The following is a 19,337-nucleotide window of genomic DNA, read 5'->3' as shown; positions in this document are numbered from 1 at the left end:
TTGCCGATCGGACCACGGGCCCGGACCGGTAGCAGACACGCCCGCGTAGCTCAGTGGATAGAGCGTCTGCCTCCGGAGCAGAAGGCCGTAGGTTCGAATCCTATCGCGGGCACTTTTCATGCCCTTTTCCGGTTCCGGCGTCCCGGTGCCCTGCCACGACTCCTGCGCGGGGCTCTCGGAACTCAGGGCTTCGGCGCAGTGCTCCGGCACCTCGGGGCGCGCACCGCACCGTCGAGCGCGTCAGCCACGGCGAGGCTCTCCAGCCTGCTCAGCATCCCGCGCGGGGCAGATCTCTCAACGCCCGTCTCGACGCTGTTCACGGACCCTCAGGTGCGGGTTCAGCTCCAGCGGGTCGTACGCGCTGACCACGGAATCCTCCCCGTACTGCTCCTCCAGCAGGGCGTCCTCCGCGACCGGCTGCGGCGGGGCGGTGCGGCGCAGCACCACGCCCACGATGGTGAGCACTCCCCCGACCCCCAGGGTCCCGAAGCCCAGCACCACCATGGTCCAGCCCCGTGCGTTGAGGGGCTCCCCGCCGTGGTCCGCGGCCGCCCGTCCCAGGGCCACGAGTCCCTCCGGCAGGGTGAAGCAGCACACGAAGAGAAGGATCAGCCCCACCACAGTGACGACGGACGTGAGTCGTTGTCTGCGGCGGGGCTGATCCACTGTGTTCACCGGTTCTCCTTACGGCACCTCCGCGGCGGAGGAGCCGCCCGTTGGGGCGCCCTGGCCCGGGACCGCCTGCGCGGCGGCGTCCGGCCCGGCGCTGCGAGCTGTTTCCAGAAGCGTAGCGTCATCCAGCGCGGGTTCGCCCGTGGCGGCCTGGAGCTTGCGGAACTCCGTCAGGAGGTCCGCCACCGTGGCGTTGCGCTTCTGCTCGGCGTCGAGCTCGAAAAGGATCCGGCCCTCGTGCATCATGATCAGCCGGTTCCCCAGGCGCAGCGCCTGCTCCATGTTGTGCGTGACCATCAGGGTCGTGAGATGGCGCTCGTTCACGATCCGCTCGGTGATCTCGGTGACGTGGTGCGCCCGCTGGGGGTCCAGCGCGGCGGTGTGCTCGTCCAGCAGCAGGATCTCCGGTGCGGAGAAGGTGGCCATCAGCAGGGACAGCGCCTGCCGCTGACCGCCCGAGAGCAGGCCCACCTTCGCACCCAGCCGGTTCTCGAGACCGAGCTCCAGCGTCTTGAGCTCCTCGGTGAACTCCTGGCGCCGGGCCCTGGTCACACCGCGGGCGAGCCCGCGGGATCCGCCGCGGCGCTGGGCGATGGCCATGTTCTGCTCGATCGTCAGCGTGGGCGAGGAGCCCTTCATGGGGTCCTGGAACACGCGGGAGATCCATCGGGCCTTGCGGTGCTCGGGCAGTCGGGTGACGTTGCGCTCCCCCACCCGGATCTCCCCGCCGTCCGGGATGATCGTCCCGGAGACCGTGTTGAGCAGCGTGGACTTGCCGGCGCCGTTGGAGCCGATGACCGTGACGAAGTCCCCCTCGTCGACGGTGAGGCTCACCCCGTTCAGTGCGACCCGCTCGTTGACCGTCCCGGCGAAGAACGTCTTGCGGACGTCGTTGACCGTCAGCACGCGATCACCGTCCCTTCTGCACGGAGGTGGTGGAGAGCGCGGCGGTCACGGGGTGCTCGGTCGTGGCGGAGACGTCCGCCTGCACATCCTGCGCCGCGCGCAGCGTGCGACGCCGCTTCCACCGTTTGAACACGCCCAGCTGTGGGAGCACAAGGGCGACCACCACGAGCACCGCGGAGATCAGCTTCATGTCCGACGGGTTCAGCCCCGCCTGCAGCGCCACGGTGATGACCAGGCGGTAGAGCACCGAGCCCAGGACCACCGCGAGCGTGGCGACCACCACGGTGCGGGTCCCGAAGATGCCCTGCCCCAGGATCACGGAGGCGAGACCGACCACGATCATGCCGATGCCCATGCCGATGTCCGCGAAACCCTGGTACTGCGCGATCAGCGCTCCGGCCAGGCCCACGAGGGCGTTGGACAGGCACAGTCCCAGGATCTTCTGGCCGTCCGTGTTCACCCCGAAGGAACGGATCATGTCCGGGTTGTCACCGGTGGCCTGCATGGCCAGACCGGCGTCCGTGTACAGGAACCAGTCCAGCACCACCTTGACCACCAGCACGCCCACCAGCAGCAGCAGGACACCCACGACGGTCCCCTGCAGCCCGGCCTCGCGCAGCGGGGTGAACACGGTGTCCTCGCGCAGCAGCGCCAGGTTGGCCTTGCCGCCCATGAGCCTGAGGTTCACGGAGTACAGCGCGGTCATGGTGAGGATGCCCGCGAGCAGCCCGTTGATGCGGGCCTTCGTGTGCAGCAGCGCGGTGATCAGACCCGCCACACCACCGGCCACGAAACCCACCACGGTGGCGAGCCAGGGGCTGCCGCCGTCGAGGATGACCATGGCCGCGGTCGCGGCACCGCTCGTGAAGGACTGGTCGACGGTCAGGTCCGGGAAGTCCAGCACGCGGAACGTGAGGTAGACCCCCAGGGCCATGATCGCGTAGATGAGCCCGAGTTCGATTCCGGCGATCACAGGGTCTACTCGATGACCTGGTCGGCCTTGTCCCGCAGGCTCTGCGGGATCTCCACGCCCATGGCCTTCGCGGCCTTGGCGTTGATGATGAGCTTGGTGTCCTTCTGGGACTCGACCGCCATGTCCGCGGGCTTGGCGCCGTCCTTGAGGATCCGCACGGCCATCTCACCGGTCTGCTTGCCGAGGTCCTTGTAGTTCAGGCCCTGGGTGGCGAGCGCACCGCGCTCCACGGAGTCGCCCTCGCCGGGGATCAGCGGGATCTTCTTGGACTCGGCGGCGGAGATCACGGCCTCGAGACCGGCAACGACCTTGTTGTCGGTGGGCACGTAGATGGCGTCGGTGTCGAAGGACTCGGCGGCCTGAGCGACCTCCGCGGTGGTGGTCACGGTCTTCTCCGTGACCTTCAGGCCCTCGGCTTCCGCGGCCTTCTTGGCGGCGTCCACCTGGATCTGGGAGTTGGTCTCACCGGAGCTGTAGATGATGCCCACGGACTTGGCGCTCGGCTTGAGCTGCTTCACGAGTTTGATCTGGTCCGCCACGGGGTTCATGTCCGTGGTGCCGGTGACGTTGCCGCCGGGCTTGTCCGCGGAGTCCACGAGACCCGCGTCCACCGGGTCGGTCACGGCGGTGAAGAGCACCGGCTTGTCCGTCACGGCCTGGGCGAGGGACTGGGCCGACGGCGTGGCGATGCCCAGGATCAGGTCGTCCTTCGAGGACGCGAAGTTGGAGGCGATGCTCGTGGCGGTGGCCTGGTCCCCGGACGCGTTCTGGACGTCCAGGGTCAGGTTCTCGCCCTCCTTGTAGCCGGCGTCGTTGAGGGCCTGGACGAAACCTTCCCGGGCGGCGTCGAGGGAGGGGTGCTCCACGAACTGGGAGATACCCACCGTGACCGACTTCTTCTCGTCGGACGTCGTGTCCCCGCCGGAGCCGCAGCCGGTGAGCAGGAGGACGGCGGCGGTGGCCGCGGCGGTGATCGGGAGCAGAGGCTTCATGAGGTGTTTCCTTCCCCGCAGGATGAGTGGTGACTGGATATTACCTAACAATCGGTCGAAAATGAGACGCAGCTCACATTTGCGGACAAACGGGGCCGCCACCTGCACCGTCATCTTTCGGTCGGACGGTGTCGGAGGCGGCCCGTACACTTCTGCACGACATGACTGAGCCCACCACGCCCCACATCGTGTACCCGGAAGACCTGCCCGTCAGCGCGCGCCGGGACGACATCATGGCCGCCATCAGGGACCACCAGGTGGTGGTGGTCGCCGGCGAGACCGGATCCGGCAAGACCACTCAGCTGCCCAAGATGTGCCTCGAGCTCGGTCTCGGGGAGGGCGGGCTGATCGGCCACACCCAGCCGCGCAGGATCGCCGCGCGCTCCGTGGCCGAGCGCATCGCGCACGAGCTGGGCGAGCGCGTGGGCTCTACCGTGGGCTACCAGGTGCGCTTCACCTCGGAGGTCGGCAGGGACTCCAAGGTCAAGCTCATGACGGACGGCATCATGCTGGCCGAGATCAGCCACGACCCCGAGCTCTCCCGCTACAACGCGATCATCATCGACGAGGCCCACGAGCGCTCGCTGAACATCGACTTCCTGCTGGGCTACCTGCGCCGGCTGCTCCCGCGGCGCCCGGACCTGAAGGTGATCATCACCTCGGCCACCATCGACCCGCAGCGCTTCGCCGAGCACTTCGCGCAGCCCGACCCGCAGCACCCGGAGGCGGGGCCGGAGCCTGCGCCGATCATCGAGGTCTCCGGCCGCACGTACCCCGTGGAGATCCGCTACCGCCCCCTGACGCAGGAGCGCAGCGGTGACGGCGGCGAGGACGAGGAGGACACCGGGGACGGCCTCGCGGACGAGGACCGGGACCCGATCGACGCCGTGTGCGACGCCGTCGTCGAGCTCTCCCGCGAGCCGCGCGGGGACATCCTGGTGTTCTTCGCCGGGGAGCGTGAGATCCGCGACGCCCAGGACGCCCTGCAGAAGGTCGTGGAGTCCCACCGCTCACTCGCGGGCACCCAGATCCTGCCGCTGTTCGGGCGGCTGTCCATGGCGGAGCAGAACAGGGTGTTCTCCCCGGCCTCGCACCGGCGGATCGTGCTGGCCACGAACGTCGCGGAGACCTCGCTGACGGTTCCGGGGATCAAGTACGTGGTCGATCCGGGCACGGCGCGGATCTCGCGGTACTCGGCGCGCACCAAGGTGCAGCGGCTGCCCATCGAACGCATCTCGCAGGCCTCGGCCAAGCAGCGCGCCGGGCGCAGCGGGCGCACCTCGGACGGCGTGTGCATCCGGCTGTACTCGGAGGAGGACTTCGAGTCCCGGCCGCAGTTCACGGACCCGGAGATCCTGCGCACCAACCTCGCGGCCGTGATCCTGCAGATGATCTCCGTGGGCGTGGTCTCTCAGCCCTCGGACATCATGGAGTTCCCGTTCGTGCAGAAGCCGGATGCGCGCGCCGTCAAGGACGGTGTGCTGCTGCTGCGCGAGTTCGGCGCGCTGCGCGGTCCCGGTGACACGGGCGCGGAGGACGACGCCGCGGCGTCGGGCCCGGCGCACCGCGGCCGTTCCCGGGGCGGCCGCTCCCGGGGAGGCGCCCGCGGGCGCGGGAAGTCGCGCGGCCCGCTCACGCGCACCGGCGAGATCCTCGCGGCGCTGCCCGTGGACCCGCGCCTCGGGCGCATGATCGTCGAGTCGCAGCGGCGCGGCTGCGTGCGGGAAGTGCTCGTGCTCACCGCGGCGCTGACCGTGCAGGACCCGCGCGAGCGGCCGCTCGAGAAGCGCCAGGCCGCGGACGAGTTCCACGCGCGGTTCCGCGACCGGACCTCGGACTTCCTCTCCTACGGACTGCTGTGGCAGTACCTGCAGGAGCAGCAGCAGGACCTGTCCCCCTCGCAGTTCCGCAAGCTGTGCAAGCGGGAGTACCTGAACTTCCTGCGGATCCGCGAGTGGCAGGACCTCTACGCGCAGCTGCGCCAGATCGCCCGGCAGGTGGGCATCGACGCCGGCGGCTCGCGTGAGATCGACGTCGCCGCGAACCAGGACGCCGTGCACAAGAGCCTGCTCTCCGGGCTGCTCAGCAACATCGGCGTGCGGGACGAGCGCAGCCGCGAGTACCGGGGCGCGCGCGGCACGCGGTTCGCGATCTTCCCGGGATCGGCCCTGTTCAAGAAGGCCCCGGACTGGATCGTCTCTGCGGAGCTCGTGGAAACCACCCGCCTGTGGGCGCGCACCAACGCGGCCATCTCCCCCGAGTGGGTCGAGGAGCTTGCGCCGCAGCTCGTCAAGCGCAGCTACTCCGAGCCGCACTGGTCCCGCTCCCGCGGCGCCGTCATGGCCTCGGAGAAGGTCACGCTCTACGGGCTGCCGCTCGTCCAGGAACGGCCCGTGCTGTTCTCCTCGATCGACCCGCCGCTGTCGCGCGAGCTGTTCATCCGCCACGCGCTCGTCGAGGGTGACTGGCAGACCCGCCACACGTTCGTCAAGCGCAACCGGAAGGCCCTCGCGGAGGTCGAGGAGCTCGAGAACCGGATGCGCCGCAAGGACCTGCGCGTGGACGACCAGGTGCTCTTCGACTTCTACGACGCCCGGATCCCCGAGAGCGTGGTCTCGCAGCGGCACTTCGACTCGTGGTGGAAGAAGGCCCGCCAGCAGGACGAACACCTGCTGGACCTCACCCCGCAGGACCTGATCGCCCCCGAGGGGCCCGCCCTGGACACGGACTCCTTCCCGCGCTCGTGGACGGTTGCCTCCGCGGACGGCGAGCTCAGCCTGGACCTGGACTACGAGTTCGCCCCCGGTGCGGACACCGCCGACGGCGTGACGGTGCGGATCCCGGTGCTGTTCCTGGACCGGCTGTTCCCCGAGCAGTTCGAGTGGCACATCCCGGGTCTGCGCGTGGAGCTCGTGACGGCGCTGATCAAGTCCCTGCCCAAGGCCGTGCGACGCAACTTCGTGCCCGCCCCGGACACGGCCGCGGCTGCCGTCGCCCGCCTGGACGCGGAGTTCGACCCGGCCACCGACTCCCTCCTGGCCTCCCTCGCCACGGTGCTGCAGCGCCTGCGCGGACACACCGTCACCGCCACGGACTTCCACCCCGAGACGCTGCCCACCCACCTGCGCATGAGCTTCGAGGTCCGCGACGCCCGCAACGCCGTGCTGGGCCGCGGCGACGACCTCACCGAGCTCAAGCAGCGGCTGCGGTCCCGGGTCCGCGAGGCGCTCGCGGAGTCGCTGGGCGGCGCGGCGGCACAGCTCTACGACGCCGCCCGCACGGACGACGACGCCCCGGGCCGTCCCGGGGACGCCACCGGCTCCTCGCGGAAGGGCCGGGGACGACGCCGCGGGGGCGGGGGCAACGCCCCCGCACCCGGCCCACGGGCCTCCGGTGCGCGGGCGGCGTCGTCCGTGGAGCGCGAGAACCTCGCGGCCTGGCCCGAGCCGGACCCGCCCCGCAGCGTGGAGACGGTGGTCGCCGGCCAGACCGTCACGGGCTACCCCACGCTCGTGGCCACGCCGTCCGGCACGCCGGGCTCCACCGAGCCGCCGCGCGTGGACCTGCGGATCCTGAGCGATCCGCAGGAGCAGCGTGCGGCGCAGCGGGACGGCGTGATCGCGCTGCTGCAGCGCGTGCTGCCGTCCGTGCACCGCTACGTGGTGGAGCACCTGAGCCAGAAGGAACGGCTCATCTTCACCCAGAACCCGCACGGTTCGGTCGAGGCGCTGATCCACGACTGCACGGTCGCGGCGATCGACCGGCTCGTCCCAGAGGAGCCGCCGTTCACGCGGGAGGAGTTCGAGCGCGTCGCGGAGCACGTGCGCGCGGAACTGATCGACACCGTGTTCGCGGTGACGGCCCTGGTCACCACCACGCTGACCGAGGCCAACACCGTGCGCAAGCGACTCAAGAAGCCCGGCTCGCTGGGGGCCGTCCCGGCGTTCACGGACATGTCCGAGCAGGTCTCCGCGCTGGTCTACCCGGGCTTCGTCGCCCGCACCGGCTGGCGCGCGCTGCAGCACCTGCCGCGCTACCTCGCCGGGGTCAACGCCCGCCTGGACAAGCTCTCCGGGCACCTGCAGCGCGATGCCGTGGCCATGCAGACGGTGCACGACCTGCAGGACGAGTACCGCGCGGCCCTCGACGCCGTCCCGGCGAACGTCCCCGTCCCGGCGGCGCTGTCCGGCGTGCGGTGGGACCTCGAGGAGCTGCGGATCTCGTTCTTCGCGCAGGAGCTCGGCACCGCGCACACCGTCTCCGAGAAGCGGATCCGCAAGAAGCTGCGCGAGCTCTCCTGATCCGGGCCCTCCCGGCACGCAAGAGGCGCGGGCACCCGTCCCGGGTGCCCCGCGCCCCTCCTCATCGCGTTGGCACGACGCGTCAGTCGAACTCGACGTGCTCCGCGTGCCCCTGGGCCACGAGCGCCTCACGGATCCGGCGGGCGGAGTCGTCCATCGCGGCCGGGTCAGGGTCCTGGTCCACGTTGGCGAAGTCGAACTCTTCGATGGAGTTCGTGGGCCACACGTGCAGGTGGGTGTGCGGAACCTCGAAGCCCTGGATCATCAGCCCCACGCGCTTGGGCCGGAAGGCGGTGTCGATGGCCTTGCCGATGGTCTGGGAGACGGTCATCAGGTGCGCCGCCAGGTCCGCGGGCAGGTCCACCCACGCGTCGACCTCCTGCCGGGGCACCACGAGCACGTGGCCCTGGGCGAGCGGCTGGATGGACAGGAAGCCCACGCACTGCTCGTCGCGCCACACGAAGCGCCCGGGCAGGTCGCCCTCGATGATCTTGCTGAACACTGAACTCACGGCGATGTCCTTTCGATGCGGATGGGGCCCGTTCGGAACCCCGGTGGTCAGGCTGCGGGGAGCTCCACGCTCTCGCGGGTGTCCAGGTGGCGGTACTCGGTGCCGTAGACCCCGGCGAAGTGGGAAACCTGCTTCTCGACCACGCCGAAGCCGGTCTCGGAGAGCAGGGCGTCGTGGATCTGGTACACCCGGGTGGCGCGGGTGGCGATGACGAAGTCGATCACCTCGGACATCTTGGACCACGGGGCGTGCAGCGGCACCAGGACGGTGGGAACGGTCAGCCCGTGCGGCACCACGAAGGAGTCCCCCGGGTGGAACACGACGTCGTCGACCACGTAGCCCACGTTCTGGATGGTGGGGATCAGGGGGTGGATGAGCGCGTGCTGACCGCCGAAGGTGCGCACGGTGAACGGCCCCGCCGCGAACTCTGAGTCGGCATCCACGGCGTGCAGCAGCGCAGCGTCCTCGACGCGCGGCGCGAGCTCCTCGATCACCTGGCGCGGGCCGTGGACGGCGAGGTCCGGGGAGGCCTGCAGCGCGGCGACCAGCCGGTCGGCGTCGTAGTGGTCCGCGTGCACGTGGGTGATCAGCACCGTGCCGGCACCCTCGAGCGCCTCCTCCACCTCGGAGAAGGTTCCGGGGTCGATCACGAGCACGTGGCCCTCCTTCTCGAGGCGCACGCACGAGTGGGTGAACTTGGTCAGCAGCATGCTGCCAGCGTAGCGGCTGAGCACCCCGCGCAGCAGGTCTCCGGGCACCCGCGGGCCCGCCGGAACGGGGACGGGTCCGCGTGTGACGTCCCCCGTCCTGGGGGTCGGAACAGCGCGCTACCATGGCGGCACCATTCAGCCAGGGAAAGGACCACCGGGTGAGCACCAGGAAGACCCAGCACGCGGAAGTGCGCAACACCAAGCAGCGCCGCGCGATCGTCGGGGCCCTGCAGCACCTGGACGACTTCATCTCCACCCAGGACCTGCACCGCGTGCTGCAGGAGCGGGACGAGCCCGTCTCCCTGGCCACCACCTACCGCATCCTGCAGTCCATGGCGGAGCTGGGCCAGGTGGACGTGCTGCGCAGCGCGGACGGCGAGGCCATCTACCGCCGCTGCGAGGCGGAGCACCACCACCACCACCTGGTGTGCCGCTCGTGCGGGGCCGCCGTGGAGCTCGAGGTGCCCGAGGTGGAGGCCTGGGCCGCGGAGACCGCCCGGCGCTACGGCTACTCGGACGTGGACCACACCATCGAGATCAGCGGCATCTGTGCCGAGTGCACGCAGCGCGCCGCCGCCGGGGCCCAGGCACCGGGCGCGGCCCGGTGAGCGCGGACCAGCCCCGCGAGGTCCTGCTCGTCCACCACGGCGGTTCCCGCCCGGGCCGCACCGCGTGCGAGCGTGCCTCCGGCGTGATCCGCGCGGCAGGACTGCAGCCGGTCCCGGTCTCCGCCGCCACCCCGGAGCAGCTCACCCGGGACCTCACGGACCTGCTGCGCTCCCGTTCCACCAGCATCGCCGCGGTGGTCGCCGTGGGCGGGGACGGGATGGCGCACCTGGTGCTGCAGTGCCTCGAGACGATGCGCCTGCAGGGGGTCGAGTTCCCGTTCGGCCTGGTGCCCGCGGGCTCGGGCAACGACCTCGCGCGCTACCGGGGTGTTCCCGTGGGCGACGTCGAACGGGCCACCGGGCGCATGCTGCGCGGGCTCGAATCGGCCCCGCGCACCATGGACCTGATCCACGTGCGCTGCGCGGACGGCACGGAGCACGTGTGCGCGACCGCCGTGTGCCTGGGTCTGGACGCCCGCGTCAATGCACGGGCCAACACGTGGCCGCGCGTCAGGGCCTCCGCGAAGTACCTGGTCGCCCTCGCGCTGGAGGCCGTGTCCATGCGGGCCCGCCGCTACGACCTCACGTGGACCGCGCCGAACGGCATGCTGCACGTGATCGACACGAACCTGTCCTTCCTGGTGCTCGCCAACACGTCCTCGATCGGGGGTGGGCTGACGATCCTGCCGGACGCGGACGCCGAGGACGGTGTCCTGGACCTGTTCGCGGTCTCGGACGTGGGGCCGGCGAGCCTCGCGGTGCTGTTCCCACGCCTGTTCGTGGGCAAGCACCTATCCCTGCCGCAGGTGGCCGTGGAGCCCTCGGTCTCCGCGACCGCCTCGCTGCACGGCGCCCCGCCCACCGCGCGGGAGCCGGAGGCCGCGGCCTACGGCGACGGCGAACGGCTGGGCCCCCTGCCGGTGTCCGTCGAGGTCCTCCCCGCGGCGGTTCAGGTCCTCTTCTGAGCGGCGCTGCCCGGGACGGCGGCACCGTCCGTCAGGGATCCCGCCGGATCGGACGACGCCGCGGTGCCGCCCACCGCGGCAGCGTCACCGGCGTCGGTCGGTGCGCCGTGCGGCGTCGTCGTCCCGCTCCGGTACGAGGACGAGCGCTCACGCGCCCACCGCACCACGCGAGAGACGAGCCACAGCAGGAACGAGATGGTGGTCACGTAGGGGCTGATGGGAATGTTCCCGCCCAGGGCGAGCAGGATTCCGCCCACCATCGCGAGCTCGGCGAAGACCACCGAGAGCACCACGGTGCGCACGGGGCTCGCGGTGAGGTTCATGGCCGCCGCGGCCGGGGTGATCAGCAGCGCGAGCACGAGCAGCGCGCCCACGATCTGCACGGACAGCGCCACAGAGATCCCCAGCAGCACCATGAACAGGATCGAGAGCCCACGCACCGGCAGACCCTTCGCCTGGGCCACGAACGGGTCCGTGCTCGCGAACGTCAGCGGGCGCCACACGAGCACCAGCACACCCAGCACGAGCGCCGAGAGCACCACCATGGACGTGAGCTGCAGCGAGGAGACCGAGACGATCTGCCCGGTGAGCAGGGAGAACTTGTTGGAGGAGCGCCCCTGGTAGAGGGAGAGGAAGAGGATGCCCAGGCCCAGGCCGAAGGGCATCAACACGCCCACGAAGGAGTTGCCCTCGCGCGCATGCAGTCCCGTGAAGCCCATGATGAGCGCGGCCAGCACGGAGCCCACGAGGGAGCCGGTGATCACGTCCGCGCCGATCAGCAGCGCGGCGGCCGCGCCGGCGAAGGACAGCTCCGCGATCCCGTGCACGGCGAACGCGAGGTCGCGCATCACCACGAACGTGCCGACCACCCCGCCCACGAGGCCAAGCACGGCCCCGGCCCACAGGGAGTTGCGCACGAGGGCGAGCAGCTCGCCGTAGTCGTCGAAGACGAACACGGAGCTCACGAACGAGCTCCAGTCGATGTCGGCCAGGATCACGGGATCAGTTCCTCCGGGGAGTCGGTGTGGTGCGTGCTGTCCGGGCGCCCCGCCACGAGGATGCGGCCGTTGCTGCGCAGCACCTCGATGCGGGTGCCGTACAGCTCAGAGAGCACGTCGGAGCGCAGCACCTCGTCCGGGGTGCCGATCCTGAAGGAGCCGTTGGCGAGGTACAGGATGCGGTCCACGTGGTCGATGATCGGGTTCACGTCGTGCGTGACGAACACCACCGCGCTGCCGTGGCGCACCCGCTGCTCGTGGACGAGCTCGCTCACGACCTGCTGGTGGTGCAGGTCTAGGGAGAGCAGGGCCTCGTCGCACAGCATGACGGAGGGGTCCGCGGCGAGCGCCTGGGCCACGCGCAGCCGCTGCTGCTCACCGCCCGAGAGCAGTCCCACGGGGGCGTTCGCGTAGTCGCTCGCACCCACGCGCTCGAGCAGCTCGGCCACGCGGCGTCGGACGCGGCCGGGGTGCAGCCGGATCCCCCAGCGGTCGCCGTCCACGCCCTGCGCCACGAGGTCCTTGGCGCGCAGCGGGGTGCGCGCGGGGAAGCCGCGCTGCTGCGGCACGTACCCCACGTGGCGGGCGGCGGCGCGCGGGCGCAGGCCGTCCACGCTCACCGTCCCGGAGGTCAGCGGCAGCAACCCCAGCAGCACCTTGAGGAAGCTCGTCTTGCCCGTGCCGTTCGATCCCAGCACCGCCAGGTACTCCCCCGGGGCCACGTCCAGGTCCAGCCCGGACCACAGCACGCGGTCGCCGAAAGCGAGTTCCGCGTCCCGCAGCCGGATCGCCGGGGCGGCCCGCGCCCCCGGATCACGACGACGCCCTGCCGCCGCGCCGGGCGCCGTCGTGCCGGGCCCCCCGGGGTCCGGGGTCGTCGTGCGTGGCTCCGGCACGTCGCGCAGCGGGAGGTCCGGCCCGTGGCCGGTGGGTGGGGTGCTGGAATCCATGTCCTACTTCTTGAGTGCCGTGGCGACGTGCTGAGCGTTCTCCGTCATCCACTGCTGGTAGTTCTTGCCGTCCGGGATGGTCTCGCTGAACTCGACCACCGGGGTGCCCGCGTCCTGTGCCGCGGTGCGCAGCTGCTCGGTCTGTCCCGTGGAGGTCTGCTTGTTGAAGGCCAGCAGGGACACGTGGTCGCTCGTGACGAGGTCCACGGTCTTGGAGAATACCGCCGGTGCGGCGTCCGACTCCGAGTCCACCGCCGCGGTGAACTCCGCGGGGGTGTCGTCGTGCAGGCCGGCATCCTCCAGCAGGTAGCCGGGCACGGGCTCGGTGGCCACGTAGCCGCCGGTTCCCTTGATCTTGGCGACGTCCTCCCGCACGGTGCCCAGCTCGGAGGAGACCTTCTCGGCGTTGGCCCTGTAGTAGTCCTTGTTCTCCTGGTCCACCTCTCCCAGCTGCGTGGCGATTGCGTCGACGACCTTCTGCATGCTCTCGACGTCGTACCAGACGTGCTCGTTGAAGCCGCCGTGGTCGTGGTGGTGCTCCTCACCCGCGGCGTGGGTGTGCTGCTCCGACTCCTTGGCCTGCTCCTCGCTCTGCAGCCCGGAGACCTTCACGGCGTCCACCACGCGCTGGTCGTCCGTGGTGAGGCCGGAGAGGAACTCGTCGTAGCCCCCGCCGTTGAGCACCACGAGCTTCGCCTCGCCGGCGCGCAGCTTGTCCTGGGGCGTGGCCTCGTAGGAGTGGGGGTCCTGGGCGGAGGAGTCGATCAGCGGCGAGGCCTCGACCTTGTCACCACCCACCTGGGAGGCGAGGTCCGAGTATACGTTGGTGGACGTGACCACGCGGACCTTCGCCGCGCCGTCGGAGCCGCCGGCGTCCTGGGACCCACCGCACGCCGTGATCGCGAGGCCCGACAGCGCGGTCAGGCAGACGGCCGCCGCCGTCCGGCCGTGGTGACGGATGCTGGGTCCTGTGGTCATGTGCTTCCCTCCGGTCGCGATCCGGGCGCAGGCCCGTGAGAATCGGTGTCATCAAATCACGAGCGAGCTTATCACGAACCATTCTCAATAAATCGACAGTTGAGAACGCTCCGCGTGAGGTGGCCGCGCATCACGACCAGGACTCGGAGCGGGGCCGTCCTTCGTCGTAGCCGGACTGGGACTGGATGCCCACCACAGCACGCCCCGCGAACTGCTCAAGGCTCGCGGCCCCGGCGTAGGTCATCGAGCTGCGCACGCCCGAGGTGATGTGGTCCACCAGGTCCTCCACGCCCGGGCGCTGCGGATCCAGGTACATGGTGGAGTTGGAGATGCCCTCCTCGAACAGTGCCTTGCGGGCGCGGGCGAAACGGTCCTCCCCCGCCGTGCGGTGGCGCACCGCGCGGGCCGAGGCCATGCCGAAGGACTCCTTGTAGGCCCGCCCGTCCGCGGCGACGTTGAGCTCCCCCGGGCTCTCGTGGGTGCCCGCGAACCACGAGCCCACCATCACCTGGCTCGCACCGGCCGCGAGCGCCAGGGCGACGTCGCGGGGGTGCTTCACGCCGCCGTCGGCCCACACGTGGGCCCCGAGGTCCGCCGCGGCCTCCGCGCACTCGAGCACGGCGGAGAACTGGGGGCGCCCCACGGCGGTCATCATGCGGGTCGTGCACATGGCGCCCGGACCCACCCCGACCTTCACGATGTCCGCACCGGCGGAGACGAGGTCCCGCACGCCGTCGGCGGTGACCACGTTGCCCGCGACCACCGGAACCTGCGGGTCCAGGGCCCGCACCGCGGCGATCGCGTCGAGGGCCTTGAGCTGGTGGCCGTGGGCGGTGTCCACCACGAGGACGTCCACGCCGGCGTCGAGCAGCTGCGCGGCCTTGGCGGAGACGTCCCCGTTGATCCCCACGGCCGCACCAACGCGCAGCCGGCCGGCGGCGTCGAGCGCCGGGCGGTAGATGCTCGAGCGCACGAGGCCCTGGCGGGTGAGCAGACCCACCACCGCGCGCCCGCGCAGCACCGGGGCAGCCTTGACGCGGGCGTCCGAGAGGGTCTCGTAGGCCGTGTGCAGGGCGGAGGGGTCGGAGGCCACCGACAGCTCGGACTCCTGGACCACCGGGCCGTCCGCGCGGGCCAGCTCCCCCAGCTGCGTGAAGCGGTCCACGTCCCGGCAGTCGGAGTCCAGCACCACGCCGATGTAGTGGCCTGCTGCGTCCGTGACGAGCACCGCCCCGTGCGGACGCTTGTGCATGATCCCCAGCGCGTCGTGGACGGTGCTCGAGGCGTCCAGCACCACGGGCGTCTCGTAGAGCGGCGAGCGCTCCTTGACCCAGGCGACCACCTCCGCGATCACCTCGAGCGGCACGTCCTGCGGCAGGATGCCCAGGCCGCCGCGGCGCGCCATGGTCTCGACCATGCGGCGTCCGGTCACGGCGGTCATGTTCGCGGCGACCAGCGGGATGGTGGCACCCGTGCCGTCCTGCGGGGTCAGGTCCACGTCGAACCGCGACGTCACGCGGGACATCGAGGGCACGAGGAAGACATCGTTGTAGGTCAGGTCCGTGGTGGGATTCGTGAGGTAGCGCACAGCACGGGAGTCTACGGCCTCCGTGGCGGCAGCCTTCTGCGCCGACGACGCAGCGGCCCCCGGTGCCCGGCGAGGGTCCCCTCGTGCGCCGGGGACGACGCCGCCCGGGGCCTGTTCGCGCGCGGCGTCGCCGGGTGGCACGCACCCGGTCCCCTCACTAGACTGAAAATCTGGTAGGGCTTTGCGTGCGCGAAGCCGTTCACGTCTGCCACGGCGGGTAAGCTCCGTGGGAGTCATCAGCGGGCCGCAGTGGATCCAGCTCGCCGCCCGGGACACACAGCACACACGGAAGAGGCGTATCACTCGTGCCAGAGCAGCCGCAGCACCTTATCCCTGAAGAATTCGCCGGCAACGAATGGCTCGTGGACGAGCTGTTCGAGAAGTACCAGGCGGACAAGAACTCGGTGGACAAGAAGTGGTGGCCCATCTTCGAGCAGATGGACGGCGGCACGAAGCCCTCGGAGGCCGCCGCGTCCGCACCGTCCCGGCCCGCAGCGGCCGGTGACAAGGGCGCGGGTGCCAAGGCCCCGGCGTCGTCCCCCGCGAAGCCCGCCGCCGCGCCCAGGACCGCTCCGAAGACGGCCGCCCAGCCGGAGCGCGCCGCCGCCCCCGCCCCGACCGCGACCGGGGCCAAGGCCAAGGGCCGCCCGGCCGGCGTCGACACCGACGCCGAGGGCTCGGACGCCGCCGCCAAGCGCCCCCTCCGTGCACAGCCCGAGGACCACAAGGGTGAGTCCCCCGCGAAGGCCGCCCAGGAGAAGCCTGCGGAGGACACCGTGGTCAAGCTGCGCGGTCCCGCCAAGGCCGTGGCCGCCAACATGGAGGCCTCTCTCACGGTCCCCACCGCCACCACCGTGCGCGCCGTGCCAGCCAAGCTGCTGATCGACAACCGCCTGGTCATCAACTCGCACCTCGCCCGCAACCGCGGCGGCAAGGTCTCCTTCACCCACCTCGTGGGCTACGCCGTCATTCGTGCGCTGTCCAACTTCCCGTCCATGAACGTGATCTACGACGACTCGGACGGAAAACCCGCCGCCGTCCACCCGGCGCACGTGAACTTCGGGATCGCGATCGACATCCCCAACAAGGACGGTTCCCGCAACCTCGTGGTGCCCAACGTCAAGGGTGCCGAGGAGATGTCGTTCCTCCAGTTCTGGACCGCCTACGAGGACATCGTCAAGCGCGGGCGCAACGGGGCGCTCACCATGGACGACTACGCCGGGACCACCGTCTCCCTGACCAACCCCGGTGGCATCGGCACCGTTCACTCCGTGCCGCGGCTGTCCAAGGGCCAGGCGTGCATCATCGGCGTGGGCGCGCTGGACTACCCCGCCGAGTACAAGGGCGCTTCCCCCCGCACGATCGCCCGCAACGCGGTCTCCAAGATCATCACCTTGACCTCCACCTACGACCACCGCGTGATCCAGGGCGCCGGCTCCGGCGAGTTCCTCAAGCTCGTGGAGCACTACCTGCTGGGCGGGGACGACTTCTACGACCACATCTTCGAGGCCCTGCGCATCCCCTACGAGCCCGTCCGCTGGGCCGTTGACAACCAGGTCAACCCCGAGATCCAGATCAACAAGGTGGCGCGGATCCAGCAGCTGATCCACGCCTACCGCGTGCGCGGACACCTCATGGCGGACACCAACCCGCTCGAGTACGTGATGCGCAAGCACCCGGACCTGGACATCCGCACCTACGGCCTCACCCTGTGGGACCTAGAGCGCGAGTGGCCCACCGGCGGCTTCGGCGGCCAGAACCTGCTCACCCTGCGCGTGATCCTCGGCCGGCTGCGGGACGCCTACTGCCGCACCGTGGGCGTGGAGTACATGCACATCCAGGACCCCGAGCAGCGCGAGTGGTTCCAGTCCAAGCTCGAGCGGGACTACCAGAAGCCGGCGCGCGAGGAGCAGTTCCACATCTTGGAGCGCCTCAACGCGGCGGAGGCCTTCGAGACCTTCCTGCAGACCAAGTACGTGGGTCAGAAGCGCTTCTCCCTGGAGGGCGGCGAGTCGCTGATCCCGCTGCTGGACGCGATCATCTCCGACGCCGCGGACGCGGACCTTGCCGGCGTGGGCATCGCCATGGCCCACCGCGGCCGTCTCAACGTGCTCACCAACATCGCGGGCAAGTCCTACGCCCAGGTCTTCCGGGAGTTCGAGGGCAGCCAGGACCCGCGCAGCTCCGAGGGCTCCGGGGACGTGAAGTACCACCTGGGAACCGAGGGCGTCTTCACCTCCGACAAGGGCAACGAGACCCAGGTCTACCTGGCCGCGAATCCCTCCCACCTTGAGGCCGCGGACCCGGTGATCGAGGGCATTGCCCGAGCCAAGACGGACGTCCTGGGGGCCGGGCCCGAGGGCAACGGGGAATTCCCCGTGCTGCCCATCCAGGTCCACGGCGACGCCGCCATGGCCGGGCAGGGCATCGTCTACGAGGTCATGCAGATGTCCGGCCTGGAGGCTTACACCGTGGGCGGCACCATCCACGTGGTGGTCAACAACCAGGTGGGCTTCACCACTTCTCCCTCCGGCGGACGCACCTCCACGTACTCCACGGACGTGGGCCGCACGGTGCAGGCACCGATCTTCCACGTCAACGCGGACGACCCCGAGGCCGTGACCCGCGTGGCGCAGCTCGCCTTCGAGTACCGCCAGCGCTTCCACAACGACGTCGTGGTCGACCTCGTGTGCTACCGCCGCCGCGGCCACAACGAGGGCGACGACCCCTCGATGACCCAGCCGCTGATGTACTCGCTGATCGACGGCAAGCGCTCCACCCGCAAGATCTACACCGAGAACCTCGTGGGCCGCGGTGACATCAACCAGGAGGAGGCGGACCGGGCACTGAAGGACTACCAGGAGCGCCTCGAGCGGGTCTTCGCGGAGACGCACGAAGCCCAGAACTCCACGGTTCCCCTGGTCACCGGGGATGCCGCGGCGATCGCCAACATCGAGCGCCCCTCCGCCCAGCAGGCGGACTCCGGGGTGTCCGTGCCCAAGACCACGGCCATCTCCGAGGAGACCGCACGCCGCATCGGCGAGGCCCACGTGGACTTCCCCGAGAACTTCACCATGCACCGTAAGCTGCAGAAGCTCGCGGAGAGGCGCCGGGAGATGACTCTCGAGGGCGGCATCGACTGGGGCATGGGCGAGCTCATGGCCTTCGGCTCCCTCGTGATGGACGGCGTTCCGGTACGGATGTCCGGCCAGGATGTCCGCCGCGGCACGTTCACCCAGCGTCACGCGGTGTTCTTCGATGCCGAGAACGGTGCGGAGTGGACGCCCCTGAACAACCTCTCTGCGGACCAGGCACGGTTCTCGATCTACAACTCCCTGCTCTCCGAGTACGGCGTGCTGGGCTTCGAGTACGGCTACTCGGTGGAGCGCCCCGAGGCGCTCACTGTGTGGGAGGCCCAGTTCGGCGACTTCATCAACGGTGCGCAGATCATCGTGGACGAGTTCATCTCCTCCGCGGAGCAGAAGTGGGGCCAGCGCTCCAACCTGGTCATGCTGCTGCCTCACGGCTTCGAGGGCCAGGGCCCGGACCACTCCTCCGCCCGCATCGAGCGCTTCCTGTCGCTGTGCGCGGAGAAGAACATGATCGTGGCGCAGCCCTCCACCCCGGCCAACCACTTCCACCTGCTGCGGCGCCAGGCGTACTCGCGTCCCCGCCGCCCGCTGGTCGTGGCCACGCCCAAGCAGCTGCTGCGCCTGAAGGCCGCGGCCTCGCCGGTGGAGGACTTCACGCACGGCAACTTCCAGCCGGTGATCCCGGAGGTGGCCGAGCTGGACGACTCCAAGGTCACGGACGTCATCCTGGTCTCCGGACGGCTCTACTACGACCTCGCGGCGCAGCGGAAGAAGTCCGACGACCACTCCACCGCGATCGTGCGCGTGGAGCAGCTCTACCCGCTGCCCACGGACGAGATCAAGGCGCAGCTGGACCGCTACCCGGATGCGCGCATCATCTGGGCGCAGGACGAGCCTGCCAACCAGGGCGCGTGGCCGTTCATGGCCGTGAACCTGGTGCCCCAGCTGGACCGCCCCGTCACGCTGGCCTCGCGCCCTGCCTCAGCCTCCCCCGCGAACGGCTCGGCCAAGCGCCACGCCGCCGAGCTGGAGACCCTCGTGCAGCAGGCGTTCGACCGCGGCGAGTGAGATCCCCGTGCGGTGCGCTCCGGTT

14 protein-coding genes and 1 tRNA gene are annotated in these 19,337 nt (G+C 70.4%); 5 read left to right on the top strand and 10 right to left on the bottom strand.

Annotated features, from left to right (window positions below):
• The first annotated feature begins 39 nt into the window (after positions 1 to 39).
• Positions 40 to 112: transfer RNA gene (locus tag KVA01_RS07720), tRNA-Arg, on the top strand.
• Between the two features lie 182 nt (positions 113 to 294).
• Here KVA01_RS07720 and KVA01_RS07715 read toward each other — a convergent pair.
• The 4 genes from KVA01_RS07715 to KVA01_RS07700 are packed head-to-tail and all read right to left on the bottom strand — an operon-like array spanning position 295 to position 3,543.
• Positions 295 to 675, bottom strand: coding sequence for a hypothetical protein (locus tag KVA01_RS07715; protein ID WP_141269598.1), 381 nt, complete (start codon positions 673 to 675; stop codon positions 295 to 297).
• A gap of 9 nt (positions 676 to 684) precedes the next feature.
• Positions 685 to 1,578 carry an ABC transporter ATP-binding protein gene (locus KVA01_RS07710; protein ID WP_068469402.1) on the bottom strand — a complete coding sequence of 298 codons (894 nt, stop codon included), beginning with the start codon at positions 1,576 to 1,578 and terminating at the stop codon, positions 685 to 687.
• A gap of 4 nt (positions 1,579 to 1,582) precedes the next feature.
• Positions 1,583 to 2,551: an ABC transporter permease gene (locus KVA01_RS07705; protein WP_068469401.1), complete on the bottom strand. Its 969-nt coding sequence runs from the start codon at positions 2,549 to 2,551 to the stop codon at positions 1,583 to 1,585.
• A gap of 5 nt (positions 2,552 to 2,556) precedes the next feature.
• Entirely contained in the window at positions 2,557 to 3,543 is a 987-nt protein-coding gene (locus KVA01_RS07700; protein ID WP_068469399.1) for an ABC transporter substrate-binding protein, read from the bottom strand.
• A gap of 161 nt (positions 3,544 to 3,704) precedes the next feature.
• On the opposite strand from KVA01_RS07700, the gene hrpA reads away from it, so the two are divergent.
• Positions 3,705 to 7,844, top strand: a complete 4,140-nt coding sequence (gene hrpA / locus KVA01_RS07695) for an ATP-dependent RNA helicase HrpA (protein WP_141269596.1) — start codon at positions 3,705 to 3,707, stop codon at positions 7,842 to 7,844.
• Positions 7,845 to 7,926: 82 nt separating this feature from the next.
• Here the strand turns inward: hrpA and KVA01_RS07690 are convergent, their stop codons facing one another.
• Together KVA01_RS07690 and KVA01_RS07685 are read right to left on the bottom strand one after the other, a co-directional pair.
• Positions 7,927 to 8,355, bottom strand: coding sequence for an HIT family protein (locus tag KVA01_RS07690; protein WP_068469395.1), 429 nt, complete (start codon positions 8,353 to 8,355; stop codon positions 7,927 to 7,929).
• A gap of 47 nt (positions 8,356 to 8,402) precedes the next feature.
• Entirely contained in the window at positions 8,403 to 9,065 is a 663-nt protein-coding gene (locus KVA01_RS07685) for an MBL fold metallo-hydrolase (RefSeq protein ID WP_141269594.1), read from the bottom strand.
• Positions 9,066 to 9,223: 158 nt separating this feature from the next.
• On the opposite strand from KVA01_RS07685, the gene KVA01_RS07680 reads away from it, so the two are divergent.
• Positions 9,224 to 9,673, top strand: a complete 450-nt coding sequence (locus tag KVA01_RS07680) for a Fur family transcriptional regulator (RefSeq protein WP_068469393.1) — start codon at positions 9,224 to 9,226, stop codon at positions 9,671 to 9,673.
• Entirely contained in the window at positions 9,670 to 10,638 is a 969-nt protein-coding gene (locus KVA01_RS07675) for a diacylglycerol/lipid kinase family protein (RefSeq protein ID WP_068469602.1), read from the top strand. Before KVA01_RS07680 ends, KVA01_RS07675 begins: the two co-directional genes overlap by 4 nt.
• Here the strand turns inward: KVA01_RS07675 and KVA01_RS07670 are convergent.
• The 4 genes from KVA01_RS07670 to KVA01_RS07655 form a co-directional block, all read right to left on the bottom strand.
• Positions 10,623 to 11,621, bottom strand: coding sequence for a metal ABC transporter permease (locus KVA01_RS07670; protein WP_082810360.1), 999 nt, complete (start codon positions 11,619 to 11,621; stop codon positions 10,623 to 10,625). The two genes, KVA01_RS07675 and KVA01_RS07670, sit on opposite strands and share 16 nt — an antisense overlap.
• A gap of 11 nt (positions 11,622 to 11,632) precedes the next feature.
• Positions 11,633 to 12,586, bottom strand: a complete 954-nt coding sequence (locus KVA01_RS07665; RefSeq protein ID WP_082810344.1) for a metal ABC transporter ATP-binding protein — start codon at positions 12,584 to 12,586, stop codon at positions 11,633 to 11,635.
• Positions 12,587 to 12,589: 3 nt separating this feature from the next.
• A complete protein-coding gene (locus KVA01_RS07660) occupies positions 12,590 to 13,564 on the bottom strand; it encodes a metal ABC transporter solute-binding protein, Zn/Mn family (RefSeq protein ID WP_068469388.1) in 975 nt (324 codons plus the stop codon).
• A 130-nt stretch (positions 13,565 to 13,694) separates the two neighbouring features.
• Positions 13,695 to 15,152: a GuaB1 family IMP dehydrogenase-related protein gene (locus KVA01_RS07655; RefSeq protein ID WP_141269642.1), complete on the bottom strand. Its 1,458-nt coding sequence runs from the start codon at positions 15,150 to 15,152 to the stop codon at positions 13,695 to 13,697.
• Between the two features lie 305 nt (positions 15,153 to 15,457).
• On the opposite strand from KVA01_RS07655, the gene KVA01_RS07650 reads away from it, so the two are divergent.
• A complete protein-coding gene (locus KVA01_RS07650) occupies positions 15,458 to 19,312 on the top strand; it encodes a multifunctional oxoglutarate decarboxylase/oxoglutarate dehydrogenase thiamine pyrophosphate-binding subunit/dihydrolipoyllysine-residue succinyltransferase subunit (protein ID WP_141269592.1) in 3,855 nt (1,284 codons plus the stop codon).
• Positions 19,313 to 19,337 lie beyond the last annotated feature (25 nt).

Origin of the sequence: Kocuria varians (genome assembly GCF_006539885.1) — a bacterium.
GTDB lineage: Bacteria > Actinomycetota > Actinomycetes > Actinomycetales > Micrococcaceae > Kocuria > Kocuria varians.
The sequence above is the reverse complement of the archived record's forward strand: the minus strand, read 5'-3'. Positions and strand labels throughout refer to the sequence as shown.

What these genes read in the sequence shown, in the direction of transcription:
- KVA01_RS07700 (WP_068469399.1), bottom strand. Translation starts at nt 3,543, where the DNA reads ATGAAGCCTCTGCTCCCGATCACCGCCGCGGCCACCGCCGCCGTCCTC.
- hrpA (WP_141269596.1), top strand. Translation starts at nt 3,705, where the DNA reads ATGACTGAGCCCACCACGCCCCACATCGTGTACCCGGAAGACCTGCCC.
- KVA01_RS07685 (WP_141269594.1), bottom strand. Translation starts at nt 9,065, where the DNA reads ATGCTGCTGACCAAGTTCACCCACTCGTGCGTGCGCCTCGAGAAGGAG.
- KVA01_RS07665 (WP_082810344.1), bottom strand. Translation starts at nt 12,586, where the DNA reads ATGGATTCCAGCACCCCACCCACCGGCCACGGGCCGGACCTCCCGCTG.
- KVA01_RS07660 (WP_068469388.1), bottom strand. Translation starts at nt 13,564, where the DNA reads ATGACCACAGGACCCAGCATCCGTCACCACGGCCGGACGGCGGCGGCC.